Raw genomic sequence first — 22,129 nt, 5'->3', positions numbered from 1 at the left:
TGTTGAATGATAAGAGCCGTATGAAAGGAGACTTTCACGTACGGTTCTGTGAGAAGTTTGAGGTGCAATTCCTCTTATTTACTCGACTGAGAGGTCGGTAGACAAAATAATTGTCTACCTCCTACTCGATCGTTTGTAAATATTTATATAAAAAAATTTGTGAAATACTTTACAAAATATAAATAATATAGTAAAATAAGATAGAAAATTACATAGGCAAAATTAAGGAAACTTAATGACGCAAAGCTATAGGGACTAAGGTGGTAAACTATGTCTGCCAGTTGCTAAAAGCATTATATGCTTTTGTTAGAATTTTGACTTATCTTATATTGATAGATTTACTCGTTTGTAGTTCTATATTTATATAGAGGTTGTATTTAATTCGATTCTATAGCTGCTTTATTTGAGGTTAAAGTAGCTTTTTAGCTTTAATAATAATTCGTTATTAATGGAGAGATAAGAACAAAAAATCAATGTCTATGGCGCTAACTTGTGTAATTTAATTAATATTTAATGGTATAAAGGGATTTATTAAAACCTATAAAAAAATAATTTTTATATTAGGGTAAAGAGAAACAATTATTAGTATTTAATTGAATTTATAATAAGAGTGGGTACTTATTATAAAGCGGGTATTTTGAGATTAAGTAATACTATTATTGGGAATTATATGAGAGGGTTTTAATAGCGTAGCTGCTTTGGAAAAGTAATAATTCTAAAGCAGCTTTTGTTATACAATTTTATAAGTAATTAAGAATATTATTTTCTATGAATGATTAAAAAATATTATATTAATAAATTTTCTCCTAATTGAGAACAATATGTGTAATGTAATCTCATAATAAAGGAGGAATTTATATGGAAATAATTCATTGGAGTGGAGCTTTAATAGGGCTTGCAATAGCAATTATATTAATTTTGATAAAGCTAAATCCAGTTTATGCTTTATTTACTGGAGCAATAATTGGGGGAGTAATTGGAGGTGCAAGCCTAAGTGACACAGTAAGTATAATAATTGATGGAACAAAAAGTGTTATGGGAGCAGTTGTGAGAATTTTAGCAGCAGGTGTACTGGCTGGTATTTTAATTGAATCAGGAGCAGCCGAAAGAATAGCGGAAACTATTGTAGAAAAGTTAGGCGAAAAAAAAGCAATATTATCACTGGCATTAGCATGTTTCATAATTACAGCTGTAGGAGTATTTATAACAGTTTCAATTATAATAGTAGCGCCTATTGCACTTACAGTTGCTAAAAAATCGAAACTTACAAGACCATCCATATTATTAGCCATGATAGGTGGCGGAAAAGCAGGTAATATAATTTCTCCAAATCCTAATACAATTTCAGTAGCTAAAGGATTTAATGTTGATTTAGCACAAGTTATGATTGGAGGATTTATTCCAGCAGTTTTAGGACTTATTGCAACTTATTTTGTTGCAACTTATTTAAAACGTAAGGGAGATATGATTGGTGAAAATGAAGGAGTAAAGCAAGAAGTTAAGGATAAACCAAGCTTTAGTAGATCAATAGTTGCACCAATAGTAGCTATTATTTTACTAGGAGCAAGTCCGTTAGGAAGTATATTAAACATAGGATTTTTAGAAAGAATAAAGATTGATTCTATGATAATTTTACCTGTTGCTGGTATAATAGGGCTTGCTGCAATGGGAAAATTAAATAAAATATTAGAATATACAGCATCAGGCTTAAATAAAATGACAGGTACAGCGATTATTTTGATAGGTGCAGGTGCAATAGCTGGGATAATATCAAATTCAAATTTAAGTAGTGTTGTTGTGGAACTAATAGATAAGTCGGGAATCTCAGGAGTATTATTAGCACCACTTTCAGGAATACTTATGGCAGCAGCGACAGCTTCTACTTCTACAGGAGTAATTGTTGCTTCAGGAAGTTTTGGAGATGCTATTTTATCTATGGGAATAGCACCATTAAATGCTGCAGTAATGATGCATGCTGGAGGAGTAGTATTAGATCAGCTTCCACACGGAAACTTCTTTTTAATCACAGCTGATGCAGTTAATATGGATATAAAAGATCGTCTAAAATTAATAATTTATGAAGCCATTGTTGGTGGTGTAATGGTTATTACAGCAACTATATTATATGGATATTTAAAATTCTAAATTAAGCATTTTAATGTGATTATTCAATTATCATAAAAGTAAAATAAGTAGTTATTAAAAAGCAAAACTATTAATAACTGCTTATTTATTTTTCTTAGTTAAATACTTTTATAAGAATAATAAATTCATAATATATAAGATAAGTGTATATTTATTATTAAAAGCTTTAATGCGGTATATATTAAATATATATAGGATACTAATTAAATAACTATACTATGATTTTATTTGTGACATAATGTATTGAATAATATATAATAAACTTATGATGAAGAAGGATGTGGAAAATTAATGAGTTCAACTAAATTCACTTTAAGAAGAGAAACGAAAAATGAAATTACTAAATATATAGATAATGAATTTATTAATGAAACAATAAAAGAAATTGTCAAATATATTGATAATATGCATAAAGTTGAAATTGATGATAGTTCGTATGATGAACACGATAAAGAGTCTGAAATAAGATTAATTGATAAAGGGTCATTTAATATTAATGATTATATGTTTGTAAAAGATTTTCTTTCTGATATATCATGGAATGGATTTTATACAGAATATGAAAAAGAAAATGAAACTTTAGATAGAAGTGAAATTGTATATAAATATGAGCCTTTAGATATAGGGCATATTATTTATGAAAAAGTTTCAGAAAAAATGAAATTTCATAAAAATGATATTTATAAGAATTTTAAACAAAGGTACACGGAAGAATATCTATTTGGAGCTGTAAGATGGTATCAGCGGACTCGTGATGGCAAAGTCTATTATGATTTAGATTTGGAAAATATAAATCCAGATAAAAAGAGAAGTCTTGAGGAAAGAATAAAGACAGAACTTGCAAATGCATATAAAAGTAGATGGGGAAGTTCTATAGTGTCTAAAGTAGATGTGTTACAAGATGAACTTCTTCTTGATGTTTACAATAAAGGTTGTAGTCTTCTTGGAAAAGATAATTTAAATTATGTTGATGTGCTAACAGAAGAAAATAGTGAAGATGAAGAAAATATAATCAATGTTTTAATAGATGCAATAAGTACTACTAATTTCAGTGCGAATGGTATCAACAGACTGAAAATTAAAGTTATTAATTCTATTGATAAAAGAATTAAACATCTTATTAATATGAATATCTATAAAACAGAAGAGCATATGAATCTGTTTTTAGAAGAAGCCAGAAAATTAGTTCTTGGTTACTATAAAAGTTTAAATCTTAAAGGTGTAAAAAGCTTTTTAAGAAGTAAGGAAGATGGTATACTTGAGATAATTAATAGAATAGGTGTTGTTGAGAATTATCTATACAAAAAATACTTAGAAGAAAATAAAAAAGCACCCTCTATAAACGAGTTAATTGAATTTGATGAATGTATCCCGTGGATATGCTTAAAAGGGCTTATATGGACATCAGAAAATATATACATAAAAAATAGAGCTAAAGATGAAATTAAAGAAATCTTACTTGATAATCCTTTAGATGAATATCCTGAAGCAAGATTTATGAAGAGGCATTTTTATCTTCATGTTGGAGAAACTAATACAGGAAAGACATATTCAAGTATTCAGAGGCTTATGGAAGTACAGACTGGTGTATATTTAGCACCTCTTAGACTTTTAGCTTTAGAAATACAAGATAAGCTTAATTCTGAAAATGTTCCATGTTCACTTCTTACTGGAGAAGAAGAGGATATAATACCTTATGCAGGTCATGTGGCATCAACAATTGAAAAACTTCAGATGGGAAATGAATATGACGTTTGCGTAATAGATGAAGCACAGATGATTTCAGATAATCAAAGAGGATGGGCATGGACGAGAGCAATAATAGGAGTACTTTCACCAGAGGTACATATTTGTATGGCACCTGAAGCTTTAGATGTAATAATTAAGTTAATAGAAGAATGTAATGATACATATGAAGTTGTAGAGCATAAGAGAGATACTGAACTTATTTTTGAAGATAAAGTATTTGATTTAAATAATGATGTAAAAAAAGGTGATGCATTAGTTGTCTTTGGGAAAAGAAAAGCACTTGCAGTATGTGCAGAACTTTTAAATAAGAATATAAAAACTAGTGTTATTTATGGAGCACTTCCATATTCCACAAGAAAAAAGCAGTTTGATAGATTTTTAAATGGAGAAACAGAAGTTATAGTATGTACAGATGCCATTGGAATGGGAGTTAATCTTCCAATTAAACGTATTGTATTCTTAGAAACAAGAAAATATGATGGAGTATCTTTAAGACGGCTTAATGTGCCAGAAATAAAACAGATTGCAGGAAGAGCAGGAAGAAGAGGAATATATAATAAAGGATATGTAGCAACTGCAGTAGATACAAATTTAATAAGAGGTGCCCTTAAAGCTAAGAGCAGTAAAATAGAAAAATGTTTTATAGGTATACCAGAATCATTATTAGATTTAAATATAGATATTGTAGATTCACTAAAAACATGGAGTACAATGAATTCAAAAGGACTTTTTGAAAAAACAGATGTTACAAGAATAGTGTATTTACTAAATAGAATAAAAAAGATGAATTTAAATATTTCTAAACAAGATGCTATTAAGATGGCTACTATTCCTTTTGAAGAAAATAATAAAGAAGTATACGCTCTTTGGGAAGAATACTGTAGAATGTATAGTATGGGAGCAATAAATTTAAAGAAGCCTGTTCTTAAGAAAAATATAAGTAGCAAAAAGGAACTCGATAATTTAGAAAGCTATTATAAATCATTGGATTTGAATTATTCATTTGGAAAAAACTTTAATATGGCCATAAATAATAGATATATACATAGTGAAAAGGAAAATGCAGCAAATGCTATAAATGATCTTCTTTTGACAAGTCTACTTGATCATGAAAGAAGATGTAGTGTATGTGGTAAAAAACTTTCATGGGATTATCCAAATGATATGTGTAGAAAATGTAGAGATATTATTTTAGAAAATAAGAGAGAAAAAGAGAAAATGAAAATTTTATTTAGAGGTAGAAGACGTCATAGAAGTTTTGGAAGAATGAAAAGAAGAAGTAGATAAAATAAAGAAGTTATGTTGCAAAAATAATGGAAGGAAATCTGAAAGTATTCCTCCCATTATTTTTATCATTCCTTAATAGTTTTTTCTTCTATTTCTTTAAGCATATTATTATCATAAAACATAAGTATAAAGCAGAGAGCTGTAGGTACAAATAATACTAAAAATATAGATACACGTTTAAACATAGTATAAAATAAAAATAGTATAACTACTTTTAAGAAAGTGTATGGCATATTTTTTATCATATAGTAAATAGAAGTTAAAAATAAGTCTTTTACGCTTATTTCAAATCTTGAATTAATAGGGAATGCATATAAGCATATTAATCCTAATACTATTGCAAGTAAAACAAAAATCATATACATACCTGATGATGTGTCAATAGAAAAAAATTCATAATCAAAAAGTAATAAGAATAATAATGCAAGTATTATTACCCAAAACTTTGTACATGATTTAAAATTTGCTTTATAATATTTAAAATATTGAGAGGCGAAGAACATATCTTTTTCTCTTATACATCTACCAGCTATAGAATAAAGAGCTCCAATTGAAGCGCCAGTTGGAATAAGAGTTATAAATAGAATTGCTATACCGAATATATCTGGATTTGAAATTGATAAAAATAGATATATTATAGGAAGTATATTGCATATTATGAGATAAAAGCTCACTTGAATATAGCTTATTAGATAATTTGTGATTGAATAGGCTTGGCTATCATAAAAATCTTTTTTCATTGTAAGTACTCCTTTTTCTATGTTAAATATTGTTAATTATAGTATACTATGTAAACGATAATAATTAAATAATTATATTGTATTTTATTCAATATAGATTTAAAACATTTAATTAAGCTGATATAATAATATTAAGATATTAATTTTTATAACTTATTAAAAGTAGAATAATTAAAGTATTATTTATAATAACTATAATCAGGAGATAAAATATAATGGTAGAAGATATAGGGAACTTAATGGCAAACAGAATCAAAATAAGGCATTCTAAAATAGGTGTACCAGATGAATATGATGGAATGATTGATTTAATAGCAAATGTATTGAATGAAAAACAGAGGGCTGTTGGACAAGATAAAAGATATGATTTTAATGATATTCAGAAAATGGCAGTTGAAAAATTAGTCACTAGTGATGCTTCAATTGAGATTTTAGGAAGAGAATTTAAATTCAAAGAACTTATACAAGAAAAATTAAGCCAATTAGAGAAAAACTGTGATGAAATATTATCTGAAGGTTTTCTGGAAGATAATGTTAAAAAGTGTTTGTTTAATATTATTATAAAATCAAAACATATATTTGGTGTAAAACATGATGATATGAATATTGATTATTATTATTTGAGTGGACATACTATGGAAAAAGTTGATATAGATGAAAAGCGCTTTTTTATGAATGATTATAAAATCATTGATGAAGATAAGGCACATATACTTAAAAGTAAGATAGCAGATGAATATAATAAGCTTGCAGAAAGTAATGAAAACGAGATTAATGATTACCTTGATTACATATTTATGATTGAAGATTTATTACAAGTAAAAGTTTTAGATTATAATGACTTTAGAACTGATTTAAAACAAAAGCTGCTTCTTAATGATATTTTTGATAATCTGCTAGCATTAAAGCTTAAGGATAGGTATCAATATTGTTTAATATTAAATAGGATATCAGAGATTACAGATGAATATATAGACTATATTAATTCATATCATGAGGATTATTTAAAGTCACAGCTTAATATTGAATAATTGGGTACAATCAATCTTTACAACTCTTAATTTTATAATTGAGAATTGTAAAGATTTTTTATTTCTAAATACGAGGAAAGTATATGATTTTTTTAATTTTGAATTTAAATTATACCAAGACTGTTGGGAGATACATAGAACTATTATTAACATAAGTGAAAATACTTGAATAAAGAAGATAATGTTTTGAAGTATACTATAAAACAAGCAGATATAATATGTTGATGAAAAATTTTATAATATATTAATCTTATACATGCAATATATTACTATTTTAATAGTATACAGAGCTGTTTTAAAAAAATGTTGTTTTTAGATTATGCGAGATTAAATTAAGACAAGTTCTGATTTTTTAATATTACTTGTTTTTATAAATCCAAAACATTTTACTAGGGAGTAGGACATATCCATAGACTTAAAGCAATAATCAAGATTAAACAATATAAAATAGGATAAATAGTTCTCTAAATATTTAGTTGCTATTCCATAAAAATCGCAAAACCAAGCTGATACTTTCCTTCCAATATGGTTGATTTTATCGTCAATAGGCCTAGATTTGCTTCTCCATCTCTTGTTAGTTTTATTGTTATGCCTTTCGCTTACAGCCCTTAAGAAACGATTCCATCCATTAGTAATAATTAATGCTTTTTTATCTAGTCTGCTGATTACTTTATTTTTAAATTGAATTTTATCAAAACTGTGTCTGCTTAAGGGAACTATTAGCATTGTATCTTGGCAATCTCTGACTGCTGCTGCAACTATAAGTTTTTGTTGAAAATAGTAATCAGGTTTAAAATTTATTGTAGAATTATAAGCTCCTTCTTGAAAACATATTGTGTCCACAGATATGTTTCCTGATAATTTTTCTGGATTGATTCCATAATGATGAGCTGATTTTAGAATGTTTAATATTTTATGGCGCCAGTAAAAAGCTGTTGATAAATTAAGTTTTAATTCAGCAGCACATGCTCTTAAAGTTCTTCTCTGTAAGAATAATTCTATATATTTAACCCAAAGTTCAGGCACTTTTTTTGAATAATACCATAAAGAATTGGTTGTATTTGAAAATGTTCGCTTGCAATTTCTGCACATATATCTTTGAATTCCTTTATATTTGCCGTGTTTAATAAAATCAGTGTTATGGCAATGTGGACAACATTCAAATTTTTTATCTTTATATAAATCAACTTTTAGTAATTGTGGTATAAGTTTTTCTAAATTTTTATAATCAATATCATTTTCTATCAATTTATTCACCTCGTTTGGATCATTGCCACAAAGTATGAATAATATACAAAACAACATTTTTTAAAAACAGCTTTATATGAAAAAATTTAGTATTATATAGTATAGAATTTTAAAAGTCAAATTTAATTAATACCGAAGGTTTAATATATAATAATATATCAGATATTCTAAGGAGAGAGCGGTAAAGTTAATTTTTATAAAATTATAATAAAATTTTTATCTATATTATATAAAATACATATATAAGTTGTGTAGATAAATTAATGCCTAAAAATTGTTATTCAAATAATAATTATTATGTAAAGTAAAGTGTGGTTAGTCAATGGTTTGGTGGATATTAATATTGCAGTCATAATTCATACTTTTTTGAAATTGGAAACTCCTATTCCTAACGTCATAGGAGTAAGCGATTCGCACAAAAATAAATTTTTGGCTCTCTGCTTATAAAAATAAAAGTTTTTATTAGAAAAGATAAATTTTGTTTTTTATACTTTTAAATGTTGAGAAAATATAAATTAAAACTTTAATTAATAGTTATTATTTATTTTTTATAATATTAAAAATGTAAAATATTCAAATTTTCCTTATAACATTAAATAGTAATTTATTAGAGAATTCATAATGGATAATATTCTAAAAATAAAATGAATTAAAAAATTTAATCTTTTTAAATTTTTTATTACTTAATAAATATTATGTAAAGTAAAGTATAATCAATTGATGGTGTAATGGATATTAATAATGCAGTTATACCTCACACTTTTTAAAAATTGGAAACTCCTATTCCTGACGTCATAGGAGTAAGCGACTCGCACAAAAACAAGTTTTTGGCTCTCTGCTCATAAAAATAAAAGTATTTATTTTATAGAATTAAAGTTTTTGTGTAGCTATAGATATTGAGGAATTATAAAAGGTGAAACTTTGATAAATAGGGAAGATATATTTGTGATGTGTTGAAATTTTTAATACCAAGGATATTAAAGTATAAAAAAACATACAAAACAAAGGTTGGCAGCATTAACTATTAGCCTTTATTTTGTATATTTTTATTTTAAAAATTTTATATTAGTTTATATGAGAGATTATTTTGAGTATTTTAATAAGCCGTCATCAATAGTTACTTTTAGTTTTCCTATTTCATATAAATAATCAACATAGGATTTAAGCATTAAACTCATCATATTATATTTTTTGATATCATATATATTAATTTCAAACTTATGACATGCATCTCTAAGAATTTCTTCCATGGTCATTGGCTTGTTAATTAATTCTAAGATTATGTTTGATCTATTCTCGTAGAAGTCTATATTATCATCAATTAATTTTTTTATGTTATCATAAATACCTTTATGAGAAACAATGTATTTACTACAATGTAAATCATACAATTTAGCTTTGCTTTTCATATCTTCACTTAAAATATAGGCATAAGGCATTTTTGCTCCATTCATAAGTTCATAGCTTACAAGGGCATCACCTAAATACGCCACATTATCTGGTGTAATAATGCTTATATGGGAAGGACTGTGTCCAGGAGTATGAATTATTTTAAATTTTGTATTACATATATCAACTTCATCCTCATTGTCATCGATTTTTATATCAGTTTCACAAATCATATGTCCAAACTTTTCCTTTATATCTTTTAGAGCATAAGCACCATAATATACTTTTAGATTTGCATAGGAGCTGCAAATTATTGCTTCATAAGTTGGCATAGCAATTATGCAGTTAAATTTGTTTTTTAAATAAGCATTATTGCCAATATGATCCATATGAGCGTGGCTATTTATAATTCCTACTACTTTAAAATTATTAGCATCAATAACAGCATTAATAATTTCTCGTTCATTTTTTTTCAATCCTGTATCTAACATTATTATTTCATTGTCATTGACTTTATAAAATGGTATATAGCTCATACCTGTTTCAATACAGTAAGTATTTCCTTTAACATTGATAATATTCAAGTTTTATCACCGTCCTGTAATTTATATAATTTATCCTTAGTAAAATGAAGCAGTATTATCATATAAAAAAATGAATACTGCATATTAATATTATAAAATTTAATTTTGTTATGCAACTATTATTGTTTGTTTATTTTTACCAAAATAAATTATTCAAGATTATCTCAAAATTTGCTAACTTTATATTCTTAATATCATTAAAAGATTTTATTTTATGAAAACTATTTCTGGTATTATTTTCTTGTGATATAATCATAATTGTAATAAATAAGCAATAATACTTATATCAAAATTGGAGGAAGAAAGATGGGCGTACTAGATATATTTAAAAAGTCTTCTAATAAAGGGGAGAATAAGAATAATGATTTTTTTGAAAATGAATCAGAAAATAATAAGGATATTAAGAATGAAGACCCTATTTATGTGAATATTGATAACGAAGATCATATTGATATAGATTTTAATAATGTGGATACTTTAACTGGTGAAAGATGTAATGAACTTATATCGCATGTTTTAAAAGATAAAGATTTTGGTGAAGAATATATAAAAACAACTAATATTAGAGAAAATATATTTGTAACCGTTTATATGAGAAATACACTTTTAAAGCAGTTTGAAGGTGATAATGTTAAGGATTTATATGATAGATTACTTAAGACTATAGAATCATTTGAAAATATGGTATTTGAAAAGGCAATGGCACTAGATCAATTATGGAAAATCATCAATAAAGCAACAGGATGTCCAGTGATTGATGGGCAAGAGGAACATATTCTTATTTCAGATATGTATAAAGAACATATGATTGAAGAATACAAGAAGCTTGGAGTAGAGGTAGAAGCAGTTAAAATTAATCATGAACAATTTATTAATGAGTTAAAAGATTTATATAGAACAGGTTATAAGGGTATTAGATTTACTGATGGTAGACAGGTACCTTGTACTATAAAAATAGAAAAAATGATGGAAGTATCAAAAGTAGAAAAATCAAAGTATCCTACTAATCCAGAATTGTATTTTTCATTAACTGCTTATCTTCAGGAATTTAGAAGAACTGCAAATAATTATAGTGAAAATAAAACATTAAATGTTCTTGGAAGAGTAATGATGATAAATCTATTAAAAGCGAAATTTATTATTCCAGTTCAAGAAAGAGGAGAAAAGCAGTTCAATCTTCCAATATATAAGGTCGGAAATGATGAAAAGGGTACATCTATAGGTTTATATGTATTTACAGATGAAGTAGAAATGAGGAAGTTGGAATTAACTGGCCTTAAGCTAGATAGTGGATGGATAGCACAGGTTAATGAATTTAAGGATATTATAGATAAAGTAGAGTGCTGTCATATATCTGAAGTATGTATTAATTTTTCAAATATGCAGTTTAGGTTAGATAGAAATACTTTAGATTCAATAAAAAAGGATGCAGGTATAGTATCTCAAGAGGACCAGGTTAGAATTAAACAAGAAAAATTTGAAGAAGAAGAACTACCAAAAATATTTGATAAAGAAGTTAAAGTAGTAAATGCACCTAATGGACTTCCTGTATTTATGCGTGAAGAAAATAGAGTATGTATTAATAATTATATAATTAATACACTTGTAAGAAAAAACATGTTTGATGATGCTATGAATACGTTTTTGGAAGATAATAGTGTAGATGTAATAAAAGTATTTGATGTACAAACAAGAAATGCAGATATTGTAATTAAAGAAGGTTCAAATAATATAGGTACATTTATAATGCCAATGCGATATACTGATGAAAATATTAATGAAGATATTAATGATGATAGTATTTATTGTTCAATAGATGCATCAAAGATTAAAAATATTAATGAAGAACAACAGGAATTGAAAATAGCTGAGAGAGAAATGAATTTTTATACTATAGTTAACAGTGGGAATCAGAAAACATATCTACCTTTATTTAATAGTCCAGAGGAAGTGCGCAAGATCTTTCCTAAGAATAAATTCCGTCTATGCAAGGTGACTTACGAAGATATAAAAGAAAAGTTAATTCCATATGATGGTGTAGTAATAGGTCCAACAACGTTAAGTACAATGATTCCAAAAGAATTAGCTCTTAAAATTTATGATATAAATATGTACATGTAATTTAAAAAATCGAATGAATATCTTGAAACATTAGTATTTAAGATATTCATTCGGACTTTTTTTTATCTTCATTCATATTAATATAAGAATACGCATGAAAATTTAAAAAAGAATTTCAAGATGTTTTACACGTAATTTGTTATATAGTTAATAAGTTGAATAAAAGAATTGACTAAATCAAAATTTAATGAGAGGTGCAGAAAATTGAATAAGATATGTGTACTTGGAAGTATGAATATGGATATGGTTCTTGGAGTAAAAAACCATCCTAAAGAGGGAGAAACAATTTTAGCGAAATCATTTGAGAAGATACCTGGAGGTAAAGGTGCGAATCAAGCGGTTGCAGCAAAAAGAAGTGGTTCAGAAGTATTTATGATAGCTAAGGTTGGTGAAGATGATAATGGTAAATATCTTAAAGAAAAATTAGAACACGAAAATATAGATATAAGCTTTGTTTTTGAAGATAAAAGAGCAGCTACTGGAATGGCTGTTATAACAATTAATGATAAAGGTGATAACTCAATAGTTGTAATTCCCGGTGCAAATATGGCATTGAAACAATATGAAATCGAAACAACATATAATAAACTTGCAGAAAGTGATATTTTAATTGCCCAATTTGAAACTAACGAAGATATAACGATCAATGCTTTTAAAAAAGCTAAAGAACTTGGTAAAGTAACAATATTAAATCCAGCACCAGCTAAAAAAATAGATGATGAATTATTAAAGGTGACAGATATAATAATTCCTAATGAAACAGAAGCAGAATTACTTACAGGGATTAAAGTAGAAACATTAGAAGATGCACAAAGAGTTGGAAAAATGTTTTTAGAAAAAGGTGTGAAGTACATTATAATAACTTTAGGATCTAAAGGTGCAGCTGTTATAGGAGAAGATTTTTGTGAAATTGTAGATGCCTATAAAGTAAATGCAATAGATACTACGGCTGCAGGAGATAGCTTTATAGGTGGATTAAGTTCAAAACTTGATTGTAATAAGCTTACTAAAGACAACTTGATTGAATCAGTAAAATTCGGTAGCAGAGTATCATCAATTGCAGTTCAAAGACCAGGAGCCCAACCATCTATACCATATTTGAGAGAAGTTATAGAAATTTATGGAGATGAATAACAAAAAAAAGCTGAGAATATTTTTATTCCCAGCGTTTTTTATATTATAAATGAATCTAGAATTTTCCCATTGATCGATATTGCAGATATCTCTAGTTTATTTTTAGTATAATCAGCAAGTAAAAAATGAAATTTAGCAATAGGGGGGATGATTACACCATTTTTACTTTTATATTTATCCTTTAGCTTTTCGCCTGCTCCACCTGTGATTATCTGATATATACCATTATTATTATTATTATCACAATTTGTTTTTATAATACGTCTAGAATAATTATGTTCATGGCCACAAAAAACTATATCTATATTAGAATTTTCTAGAGTTTTTAGTAAGGCATTACGTTTTTCTGGATATTGATCTAAGCAATGTCCTATGTGGGCACCTGTTGGAAATAGTGGTGAATGAACAAACAATAATTTTTTCTTGCTACAGTCTGAAGTTATATTTTCAAGCCATGAAAGCTGAGAAACACATATTTGATGAATCTCGTTTGGATGATGTGAATTTAATATTATAATACGTAAATTATCAAAATCTTTAAAATATACAGTATTATTATAATCTTTTAGAGAGCTTGTTGGATTAAGATTACAATAAAAATTTGATATTATTCTTTCAAAACGATCATCTTTGGGTATAATATTTGCTTCATGATTTCCTATAACAGGTAGTAGCTTTATTTCTGGAATGTATTTATTTATAATATCATTTAAATCAATAAGCTGATGAGTAAATACTTCTTCATTTAAGCTTCCTTTTACAGTGTCTCCTAGCATTATCATAAATTTTGGTTTTGGTTCAAGTTTTGATATTCTATTCATAATACAATTTAATATTTTTTTATTAATACCATTTTCTTTGCCTTTAGAATCACCCCATATAATGAATCTCAATTTTTCCACTCCTTATTATAAAATAAATATTAGAGAATCAAGAGTAAACGTTTAAATAGGTGAGGATTATTTTGCTCATTGCAAAAAAAATCGACTTTTTTTGTTTTTTTTGAAGAAAAAAGTTTTAAATAATAATAAGTTTTTAATGATATTTAGTTTTACTTAAAAATAGAGAAAAAATAATCAGTTGTACTTGAAAATGATTATCGGTTGTGTGATAATATGATTGTAATCTACTTAAGGAGGAATGTAAAATGAAAAATTATTTAGAAATAGTAGATGTAGTTGCAAGACAAATTTTAGATTCAAGATGTTTCCCAACTGTAGAAGTTGAAGTATACTTAGAAGATGGTTCTACTGGAAGAGCTGCAGTACCATCTGGAGCATCAACTGGAATGTATGAAGCTGTTGAATTAAGAGATGGAAATAAAAACAATTACCAAGGTAAGAGTGTTTTAAAAGCAGTAGAAAACGTAAATGAAGTTATAGCAAATAGATTAATTGGACATAATGTTTATGACCAAGTTGGAATAGATAAATTACTTATTGAATTAGATGGAACAGAAAATAAAGGAAAATTAGGAGCTAATGCAATCCTAGGAGTATCTTTAGCTGTGGCTAATGCAGCTGCTGCATCATTAGATATGCCATTATACAGATACATAGGTGGAGTTAATGCTAAAGTATTACCAGTTCCTATGATGAACATCTTAAATGGTGGTTCACATGCTGACAACTCTGTTGACTTACAAGAGTTCATGGTTATGCCTGCTGGCGCTGAAAGCTTTAGTGAAGCATTAAGAATGTGTGCTGAAGTTTACCATACATTAAAGAAAATTTTACATCATAAAGGATATTCAACAGCTATTGGTGATGAAGGTGGATTTGCACCAAACTTAAAGAGCAACAGAGAAGCTTTAGATGTAATCGTAGAAGCAATCGTAAAAGCTGGATATAAACCAGGTGAAGATATGTTCATCGCTATTGATGCTGCATCATCTGAATACTACAAAGATGGTAAATATGTATTAGAACATGAAGGAAAGACATTCACTTCAGAAGAAATGGTTAACTTCTTCGAAGATTGGGTGAATGAATATCCAATTATCTCAATCGAAGATGGTATGGCTGAAGAAGACTGGGAAGGCTGGAAGCACATGACTGAAAGACTTGGTAAGAAAGTTCAGCTAGTAGGTGATGACTTATTCGTTACTAACACTAAGAGATTAGAAAAGGGTATAGATATGGGTGTTGCTAACTCAATACTTATCAAATTAAACCAAATAGGTACATTAACTGAAACTTTAAATGCTATAGAAATGGCAAATAGAGCTGGATATACTGCAGTTGTATCACATAGAAGTGGTGAAACTGAAGATACAACAATAGCTGATTTAGTTGTTGCAGTTAATGCTGGACAAATAAAGACAGGAGCTCCTGCAAGATCTGAAAGAGTTGCTAAATACAATCAATTACTTAGAATCGAAGAAGATTTAGATGGTATTGCTGAATACAGAGGAAAGAAAGCATTCTTCAATATTAAATAGTTTTATTTAAAAAAAGTATTCGCCAATATTGACGAATGCTTTTTTAACTCACTTTTTGAAAATGCTTATCAATAAGTATTGATATAAAGGTGAAAAAGTTATATTATATAAATGAGAATAATTCTCTATATATCGTATATTATATATTATTAAGTAGTTTCTTTGGACTGTATACCATACAAAGAAATGATTAAAATATATACTCTCTAATTATTAAAATAATTATTAAAATAATGCTCAAGTTAAAATCTTACTATATGGTTATGCACACCCCATATAGTAAGATTTTTAATTATTTTTATTATAATAGAAAAACAACTATAAAAAATACTCTATACTTCTTATGTTTAAGTACAGAGCATTTAAAACTAAATTATAATTATGTATTTATACAAATAATTTTATAACAAAAATTAGTAAGTATGAAAGAAGAGCAGTAAGTGGAATTGTTAATACCCATGTCCAAACAATATTTTTAGCTACTCCCCATTTTACATTTTTGACTCTTTTACAAGCACCTATACCCATAATTGTAGTTGTAATTATATGAGTAGTACTTACTGGAGCTTTAAATAAAGTTGCAGTTAATATAACTGAAGCAGCTCCGGTTTGAGCAGCAAATCCATTTACTGGAGTAAGTTTTGTCATACCACTTCCCATAGTTTTTATAATTTTCTTACCACCAACAGAAGTACCTAGTGCCATAGCTAATGCACAAAGAAATATTACCCATGTTGGCACTTCAAAAGAACTAAGTAAACCACCACTTAACAATGCCATAGTTATGATTCCCATAGACTTTTGAGCATCGTTACTACCATGGTTAAATGCCATAAAAGCACCTGCTAGTATTTGAAGTTTTAAGAATACTTTATTAACTGAACTTCTCTTATAGGGAGCTAGTATTAAGTTTAAAAACTTCATTAATACATAACCAACTACAAATCCGATTACTGGCGAAAGAAATAACCATAAAATTACACTATGAAAAAGATTATACCAGTTTACAGCTTTGAAAGAGTTATTATATGAAATACCAGCACCTACAAGCGCTCCAATTAATGCATGTGATGAACTACTTGGAATAGCAAAGTACCATGTTAGTAAGTTCCATATTATTGATGTTATTAATATGCACATTATAACCCATTGAGCCATTAATGAACTATCCACAATATTATCTCCAACAGTTTTAGCAACTGCAGTTTCTGCAAATGCACCAATAAAATTACATATACAGCATATTATAATAGCATTTCTTGGTGATAAAGCTCTTGTAGTTATTGAAGTTGCTACAGCGGTAGCAGTATCATGAAATCCATTGATAAAGTCAAAAGAAATAGCAAGAATAATAATTATAATTGTAAATATAAGAGAACTAGGCATTTTTTATTACAACTCCCTCAATTATGTTTGCTATCTTTTCGCAATTATCAATAGTATCTTCAACAAGTTGATAAATCTCTTTCCATTTCATAACTTCTATAGGATTAGTTTCAGATTTAAATAAAGTTGTAACAGTTTCTCTGAATACTTTATCTGCCTTACTTTCTAATTTTGAAACATTCATGATTTTTGTTATTATATCTTTAGATTTACATCCTTTTGTTTTTAGTTCGACCATTATTTCGCAAAGTTCATTAGTTACGCTTACTAATAAATCACATATTTCTTTTATTTCGTATTTAGGCTCTGATATATCAAACATAATAAATCTGTGCATAATTGAATTCATACGGTCTAAAATCTTATCCATTTCTTTAACTATTGCATATATATCTTCTCTGTCAATAGGAGTAATAAATGATTCATTTAATTCTCCTATTAATATACGAACTAATTCATCACCTTTATCTTCTAAATCAGAGATTTTTTTTGCTTCTTCATTTTTTTTGTCTAAGCAATCTAAACTATCTCTTAACACTTTTGCAGACTCATTAACTAAATCAGCAGACTGTGATAACATATTATAAAATTTATCTTCTTTAGCACCAAAATTAAACATTTTTCCGCTCCTTGATTATTAAGTCATAATATAAATTGAATAATAAAAAACTATAAATTATAAATTCTATTATATTAAGCTATAAATATTATTGTTTACTTTTTGATAGATTTATAATTTTAGATTTTATGAAATTTCATACAGTTTTAGTCCTCCTATTTTAAGCACTCTGATGGAGTTAAATAATAATATTGTTGAAGGTAAACAATATTATTATATACTTTTTTTAGACAAAGTGCATTTGTTTTTTTTATTATTTTTTTATTTAATTATATATTTTCTTTTAAAGAAGATAGATTTCTTTTGGAGAATAAAAAGAAATTACAAAAATATGAGGGGATATAAAGAAATTTATTATTTCATTCGTAATAATTGTCGAATGTGCTCGAATAGAGTTTAAGATAAATTATAAATAATTTACGGAAAGAGAGAAACTTCTTTTGATATTTTAACTCTTAAATTTAAAATCTATTCATTTTTTAAAATCAGCAATATTATTTTTCAAATACGCAACAGAAAAGTATATGATTATGATAAAAATTATCATTATGTGTTGAAAAAGATTATTAAGGGGTTATAATATAAATATAAAACAATTCCTATTAAAACAATTGGAATTAAATATATAATCTATATCAAAATTTATGATGTAGGAGAAAAATATAAAAAAGCGGGGTACATAAAAATGAAACTTGTTATTGTAAGACATGGAGAAAGTGAATGGAATAAGTTAAATTTATTTACTGGATGGAGTGATGTTGATTTATCCGAAAAGGGGATTGAAGAAGCAAGAAATGCAGGAAAGAGTATGGTCAATAACAAATTTGATTTTGATATATGTTATACTTCGTATTTAAAAAGAGCTATTCATACTTTAAATTTAGTTCTAGAAGAAATGGACAGAGAATGGCTTCCAGTAGTAAAGACATTTAAGTTAAATGAGCGTCATTATGGAGCTCTACAAGGATTAAATAAGGCAGAAACTGCTGAAAAGTATGGAGAAGAGCAAGTTAAGATTTGGAGAAGATCTTTTGCTGTTAGACCTCCAATGTTAGATGAATCAAGTCCTAAGAATCCAAAATATCTAGAACAATATAGAGGAATAAATAAGGACGAACTCCCACTTGGAGAAAGTTTAGAAGATACAGTAAAAAGAGTTGTTCCATATTTTGAAAACATTATAAAGAAAGACATGATTGACGGTAAGAGAGTTTTAATAGCAGCTCATGGTAATTCAATAAGAGCTTTAGTTAAACATTTAGAGAATTTAACTGAAGAGGAAATATTAAATGTTAATATTCCAACAGGAGTTCCATTAGTATATGAGTTTGACTCTGATTTTAATGTGGTTAAGAAATACTATTTAGGAGACCAAGATGAGATTGCAAAGAAGATACAAAGCGTATCAAATCAAGGAAATATTGCTCCTAAAGAAATACAAACAGTTTAAATATAATAATTTTAGTTAATTTATATAAATTATATAAATAGAAGTGTAAAGCACACTTAAATAAAAAATAGTTACAATTATATATAATTATTTTATAGAACTTTATAGTATATTAAAAACTATAGAGTTCTATTTGTTTTATTTGAAAAAGCATTTCAATTAAAAGAGTTGGAAATTAAATGTAACTTTAATTCAAGAAAACTATATTTGGATTTTATTATATGAGTAATATTTTGCATAAAAAACTAAAAACTATATAAATAATATTGTTTTTAATGTATAATAAGTCAATGATTATATAAAATAATTATTAAATTATACAAATTTACGAGAGGTGAAAAATGAATATTAGAAAATACGTAGGAAATAGGGATTTTTATAAAATGGTTCTCACGATTGCAATTCCTATAATGATACAAAATGGTATAACTAATTTTGTAAGTATGTTAGATAATATAATGGTAGGCCAAATTGGAACTGATGCCATGAGTGGGGTGGCTATTGCTAATCAGTTTATCTTTATATTCAGCTTGTTTATATTTGGAGCAATTTCAGGACCTGGAATTTTCAGTGCTCAGTTTTATGGGAATAATAATCATGAAGGTATAAGGCAGACTTTTAGATTTAAATTAATTTTATGTGGATTTATATGTTTAGTTGGTATTTCAATAATGGGGGTATTTAGATATGAATTAATATCACTTTTTCTACATGAAGGAAGTACCACTGGAAATATTGCTGAAACTTTAAAGTATGGAAGTGGATATATAGCAATTGATATTATTGGACTTGTACCATTTGCAATTATGCAGTGTTATTCTAGTACCTTAAGAGAGACTGGTGAAACTGTAGTTCCTATGAAGGCAGGAATTATAGCTGTAGTAGTTAATTTAATACTTAATTTTCTTTTAATATTTGGAATGTTTGGATTGCCAAAGCTTGGTCCATACGGAGCTGCAATTGCTACAGTAGTTTCAAGATGTGTTGAATGTGCTGTTGTTGTCATTTGGACACATGCTAATAAGTCAATAAATAAATTTATTGATGGTGCATATAGGAATTTTAAAATAGAAAGTAGTTTAGCTAAACAAATAACAATAAAAGGTACACCACTTTTAATAAATGAGGGACTTTGGGCAATGGGAATGTCAACTTTAACTCAAATCTATTCGCATGCAGGTCTTGCAGTTGTGGCAGGATTAAATATCACTAATACAATAGGGAATGTTTTTAATATAGTTTATATAGCAATGGGAAGTTCTGTTTCAATAATAATAGGCCAACTGCTTGGGGCTGGTAAAATGGAAGAAGCAAAGGAAACAGATACTAAACTTATATTTTTTTCAGTTGCAAGTTGTTTTGTAATAGGAGTATTAATGATATTAATTTCACCAATATTTCCTAGAATGTATAATACAAGTGAAGAGGTCAGAAAATACGCTACATATTTTATTATAATAATAGCCATATGTATGCCGCTTGAAGCCTTTATGAATGCTTCATATTTCACACTTCGTTCAGGAGGAAAAACTTTTATAACATTTTTGTTTGATAGTGTTTCTGTTTGGGTTATATCAATACCTTTTGCATATTTTCTTATGAATTTTACATCGTTACCTATTGTTCTAGTGTATCTTTTCTGTCAACTTATAAGCATAATAAAATGCATAATTGGATATGTACTAGTGAAAAAAGGTGTATGGATAAATAATATAGTAGATTAGAGTATACTTTTCTTATAATATCAACATTTATTAAATTATTATAAACTGATAAAATATTTATATAGCTTATAATAATTATACAACATAGGAGTTAGACATTATGGAAAGAGTATCATTAAAGAATAATAAAATTGTTGAACTAGAAAATAGATTGAGTAATGGGGATGATAAAGCGTTAGAGGAATTTTGGGCATTTGCTGAAGCAAATGGAGCTCCACTTATTCAAAATATTGAAGGTAATAGTGAAGAATCCCTTGTAACTATAATTTATAGAGAAAAGAAGAAACTTGATAATGTTGTTTTAATACCACCAGTAGGTATGAGAAAACTTGAAAATTGCATATTAGATAAAGTAGAAAATACGGATTTATGGTATATATCTTATAAAGTTGAAAATGATATATGTTTTAATTATCAATTTGTAGCTAATGATCCACTTAATAATGACTGGAACAGAAGATGGAATAATGTTGAGGGTGATGAATTTAATAGAATAGGGTTAAATTATATTGATAACATATCTAAAAGGAAAAGAAAAATTCCATTTGTAGTAATGAAGAATGCAGATGAAAGAAAGTATATTATTAAAAATCCAAATTCTCCAGAAGGTACGTTAGAAAATCATATAATTCATAGTAATATATTAAATGAAGATAGAAAGATTTCTGTATATTTACCTGAAAATTATAATAAAGAGGGGGATTCATATGGAATGGTCATGCTTAATGATGGTTTTGAATATTTGAATATCCTTCATATTACTAATGTATTAGATAATTTAATAAGTAGTGGAGATATACCACCTGTTATAGGAGTGTTTATTGAGTCAACTAAAGAAAGACCAGAACAGTTAAAGTGTAATGATGAGTATTTACGATTTATATGTGATGAAGTTGTTGAATATGTAAGAGAAAATTATAATGTAAGCAATGAGCAAAGTAAAAATGTAATAGGAGGATACAGCTTAGGGGGATTATTTGCTTCTTATGCAGGTTTAAGACATTCGTAAGCGTAAAAAAATAGACGCCTATCGCTTACGGAATATAAGTGCTACAATAAACCCAACAGAGATGTTTACACAA

15 protein-coding genes and 1 riboswitch are annotated in these 22,129 nt (G+C 27.1%); of the genes, 9 read left to right on the top strand and 6 right to left on the bottom strand.

What is annotated here, in order from left to right; translation table 11 throughout:
* The first annotated feature begins 205 nt into the window (after positions 1-205).
* Positions 206-289: riboswitch (cyclic di-GMP riboswitch) on the top strand.
* Positions 290-858: 569 nt separating this feature from the next.
* Together HF850_RS13815 and HF850_RS13810 are read left to right on the top strand one after the other, a co-directional pair.
* Positions 859-2,145, top strand: coding sequence for an SLC13 family permease (locus HF850_RS13815; RefSeq protein WP_169106020.1), 1,287 nt, complete (start codon positions 859-861; stop codon positions 2,143-2,145).
* 291 nt (positions 2,146-2,436) lie between these two features.
* Positions 2,437-5,181, top strand: coding sequence for a DEAD/DEAH box helicase (locus HF850_RS13810; RefSeq protein WP_169106019.1), 2,745 nt, complete (start codon positions 2,437-2,439; stop codon positions 5,179-5,181).
* A gap of 65 nt (positions 5,182-5,246) precedes the next feature.
* Here HF850_RS13810 and HF850_RS13805 read toward each other — a convergent pair whose 3' ends face one another.
* The gene (locus tag HF850_RS13805) at positions 5,247-5,921 is read right to left on the bottom strand and encodes a DUF624 domain-containing protein (RefSeq protein ID WP_169106018.1); all 675 of its coding nucleotides are present in this window, start codon (positions 5,919-5,921) and stop codon (positions 5,247-5,249) included.
* Positions 5,922-6,136: 215 nt separating this feature from the next.
* Here HF850_RS13805 and HF850_RS13800 point away from each other — a divergent pair, with 215 nt between their 5' ends.
* The gene (locus HF850_RS13800) at positions 6,137-6,952 is read left to right on the top strand and encodes a hypothetical protein (RefSeq protein WP_169106017.1); all 816 of its coding nucleotides are present in this window, start codon (positions 6,137-6,139) and stop codon (positions 6,950-6,952) included.
* A 327-nt stretch (positions 6,953-7,279) separates the two neighbouring features.
* On the opposite strand, the gene HF850_RS13795 is transcribed toward HF850_RS13800, so the two are convergent.
* Both HF850_RS13795 and HF850_RS13790 read right to left on the bottom strand, forming a co-directional pair.
* Complete coding sequence (locus HF850_RS13795; protein ID WP_169106016.1) at positions 7,280-8,200, bottom strand: IS1 family transposase; 921 nt, start codon at positions 8,198-8,200, stop codon at positions 7,280-7,282.
* 1,082 nt (positions 8,201-9,282) lie between these two features.
* Complete coding sequence (locus HF850_RS13790; protein WP_169106015.1) at positions 9,283-10,173, bottom strand: MBL fold metallo-hydrolase; 891 nt, start codon at positions 10,171-10,173, stop codon at positions 9,283-9,285.
* A gap of 306 nt (positions 10,174-10,479) precedes the next feature.
* On the opposite strand from HF850_RS13790, the gene HF850_RS13785 reads away from it, so the two are divergent.
* On the top strand, positions 10,480-12,294 hold the full coding sequence (locus HF850_RS13785; RefSeq protein WP_169106014.1) for a hypothetical protein: 1,815 nt from the start codon (positions 10,480-10,482) through the stop codon (positions 12,292-12,294).
* Positions 12,295-12,498: 204 nt separating this feature from the next.
* Positions 12,499-13,428 (top strand): ribokinase, encoded by a 930-nt coding sequence (gene rbsK, locus HF850_RS13780; RefSeq protein WP_169106013.1) that lies wholly within the window; start codon positions 12,499-12,501, stop codon positions 13,426-13,428.
* Between the two features lie 38 nt (positions 13,429-13,466).
* Here rbsK and HF850_RS13775 read toward each other — a convergent pair whose 3' ends face one another.
* Positions 13,467-14,330, bottom strand: coding sequence for a metallophosphoesterase (locus HF850_RS13775; protein WP_347564440.1), 864 nt, complete (start codon positions 14,328-14,330; stop codon positions 13,467-13,469).
* A 245-nt stretch (positions 14,331-14,575) separates the two neighbouring features.
* Between HF850_RS13775 and eno the strand changes: the two genes are divergently transcribed.
* Complete coding sequence (gene eno, locus HF850_RS13770) at positions 14,576-15,868, top strand: phosphopyruvate hydratase (protein WP_169106011.1); 1,293 nt, start codon at positions 14,576-14,578, stop codon at positions 15,866-15,868.
* A gap of 387 nt (positions 15,869-16,255) precedes the next feature.
* Here eno and HF850_RS13765 read toward each other — a convergent pair whose 3' ends face one another.
* Both HF850_RS13765 and HF850_RS13760 read right to left on the bottom strand, forming a co-directional pair.
* Positions 16,256-17,254, bottom strand: coding sequence for an inorganic phosphate transporter (locus HF850_RS13765; RefSeq protein WP_169106010.1), 999 nt, complete (start codon positions 17,252-17,254; stop codon positions 16,256-16,258).
* On the bottom strand, positions 17,247-17,873 hold the full coding sequence (locus HF850_RS13760; RefSeq protein WP_169106009.1) for a DUF47 family protein: 627 nt from the start codon (positions 17,871-17,873) through the stop codon (positions 17,247-17,249). Before HF850_RS13760 ends, HF850_RS13765 begins: the two co-directional genes overlap by 8 nt.
* A gap of 685 nt (positions 17,874-18,558) precedes the next feature.
* Here HF850_RS13760 and gpmA point away from each other — a divergent pair.
* The 3 genes from gpmA to HF850_RS13745 all read left to right on the top strand — a co-directional run bounded on the left by gpmA (position 18,559) and on the right by HF850_RS13745 (position 22,056).
* The gene (gene gpmA / locus HF850_RS13755; protein ID WP_169106008.1) at positions 18,559-19,323 is read left to right on the top strand and encodes a 2,3-diphosphoglycerate-dependent phosphoglycerate mutase; all 765 of its coding nucleotides are present in this window, start codon (positions 18,559-18,561) and stop codon (positions 19,321-19,323) included.
* A gap of 341 nt (positions 19,324-19,664) precedes the next feature.
* The gene (locus tag HF850_RS13750; protein ID WP_169106007.1) at positions 19,665-21,047 is read left to right on the top strand and encodes an MATE family efflux transporter; all 1,383 of its coding nucleotides are present in this window, start codon (positions 19,665-19,667) and stop codon (positions 21,045-21,047) included.
* A gap of 100 nt (positions 21,048-21,147) precedes the next feature.
* Positions 21,148-22,056: an alpha/beta hydrolase-fold protein gene (locus HF850_RS13745; protein ID WP_169106006.1), complete on the top strand. Its 909-nt coding sequence runs from the start codon at positions 21,148-21,150 to the stop codon at positions 22,054-22,056.
* Positions 22,057-22,129: the final 73 nt, after the last annotated feature.

It is taken from the genome of Clostridium sp. SM-530-WT-3G (assembly GCF_012843905.1).
In the GTDB taxonomy this organism is placed as follows: Bacteria; Bacillota; Clostridia; order Clostridiales; family Clostridiaceae; genus Clostridium.
The sequence above is the reverse complement of the archived record's forward strand: the minus strand, read 5'-3'. Positions and strand labels throughout refer to the sequence as shown.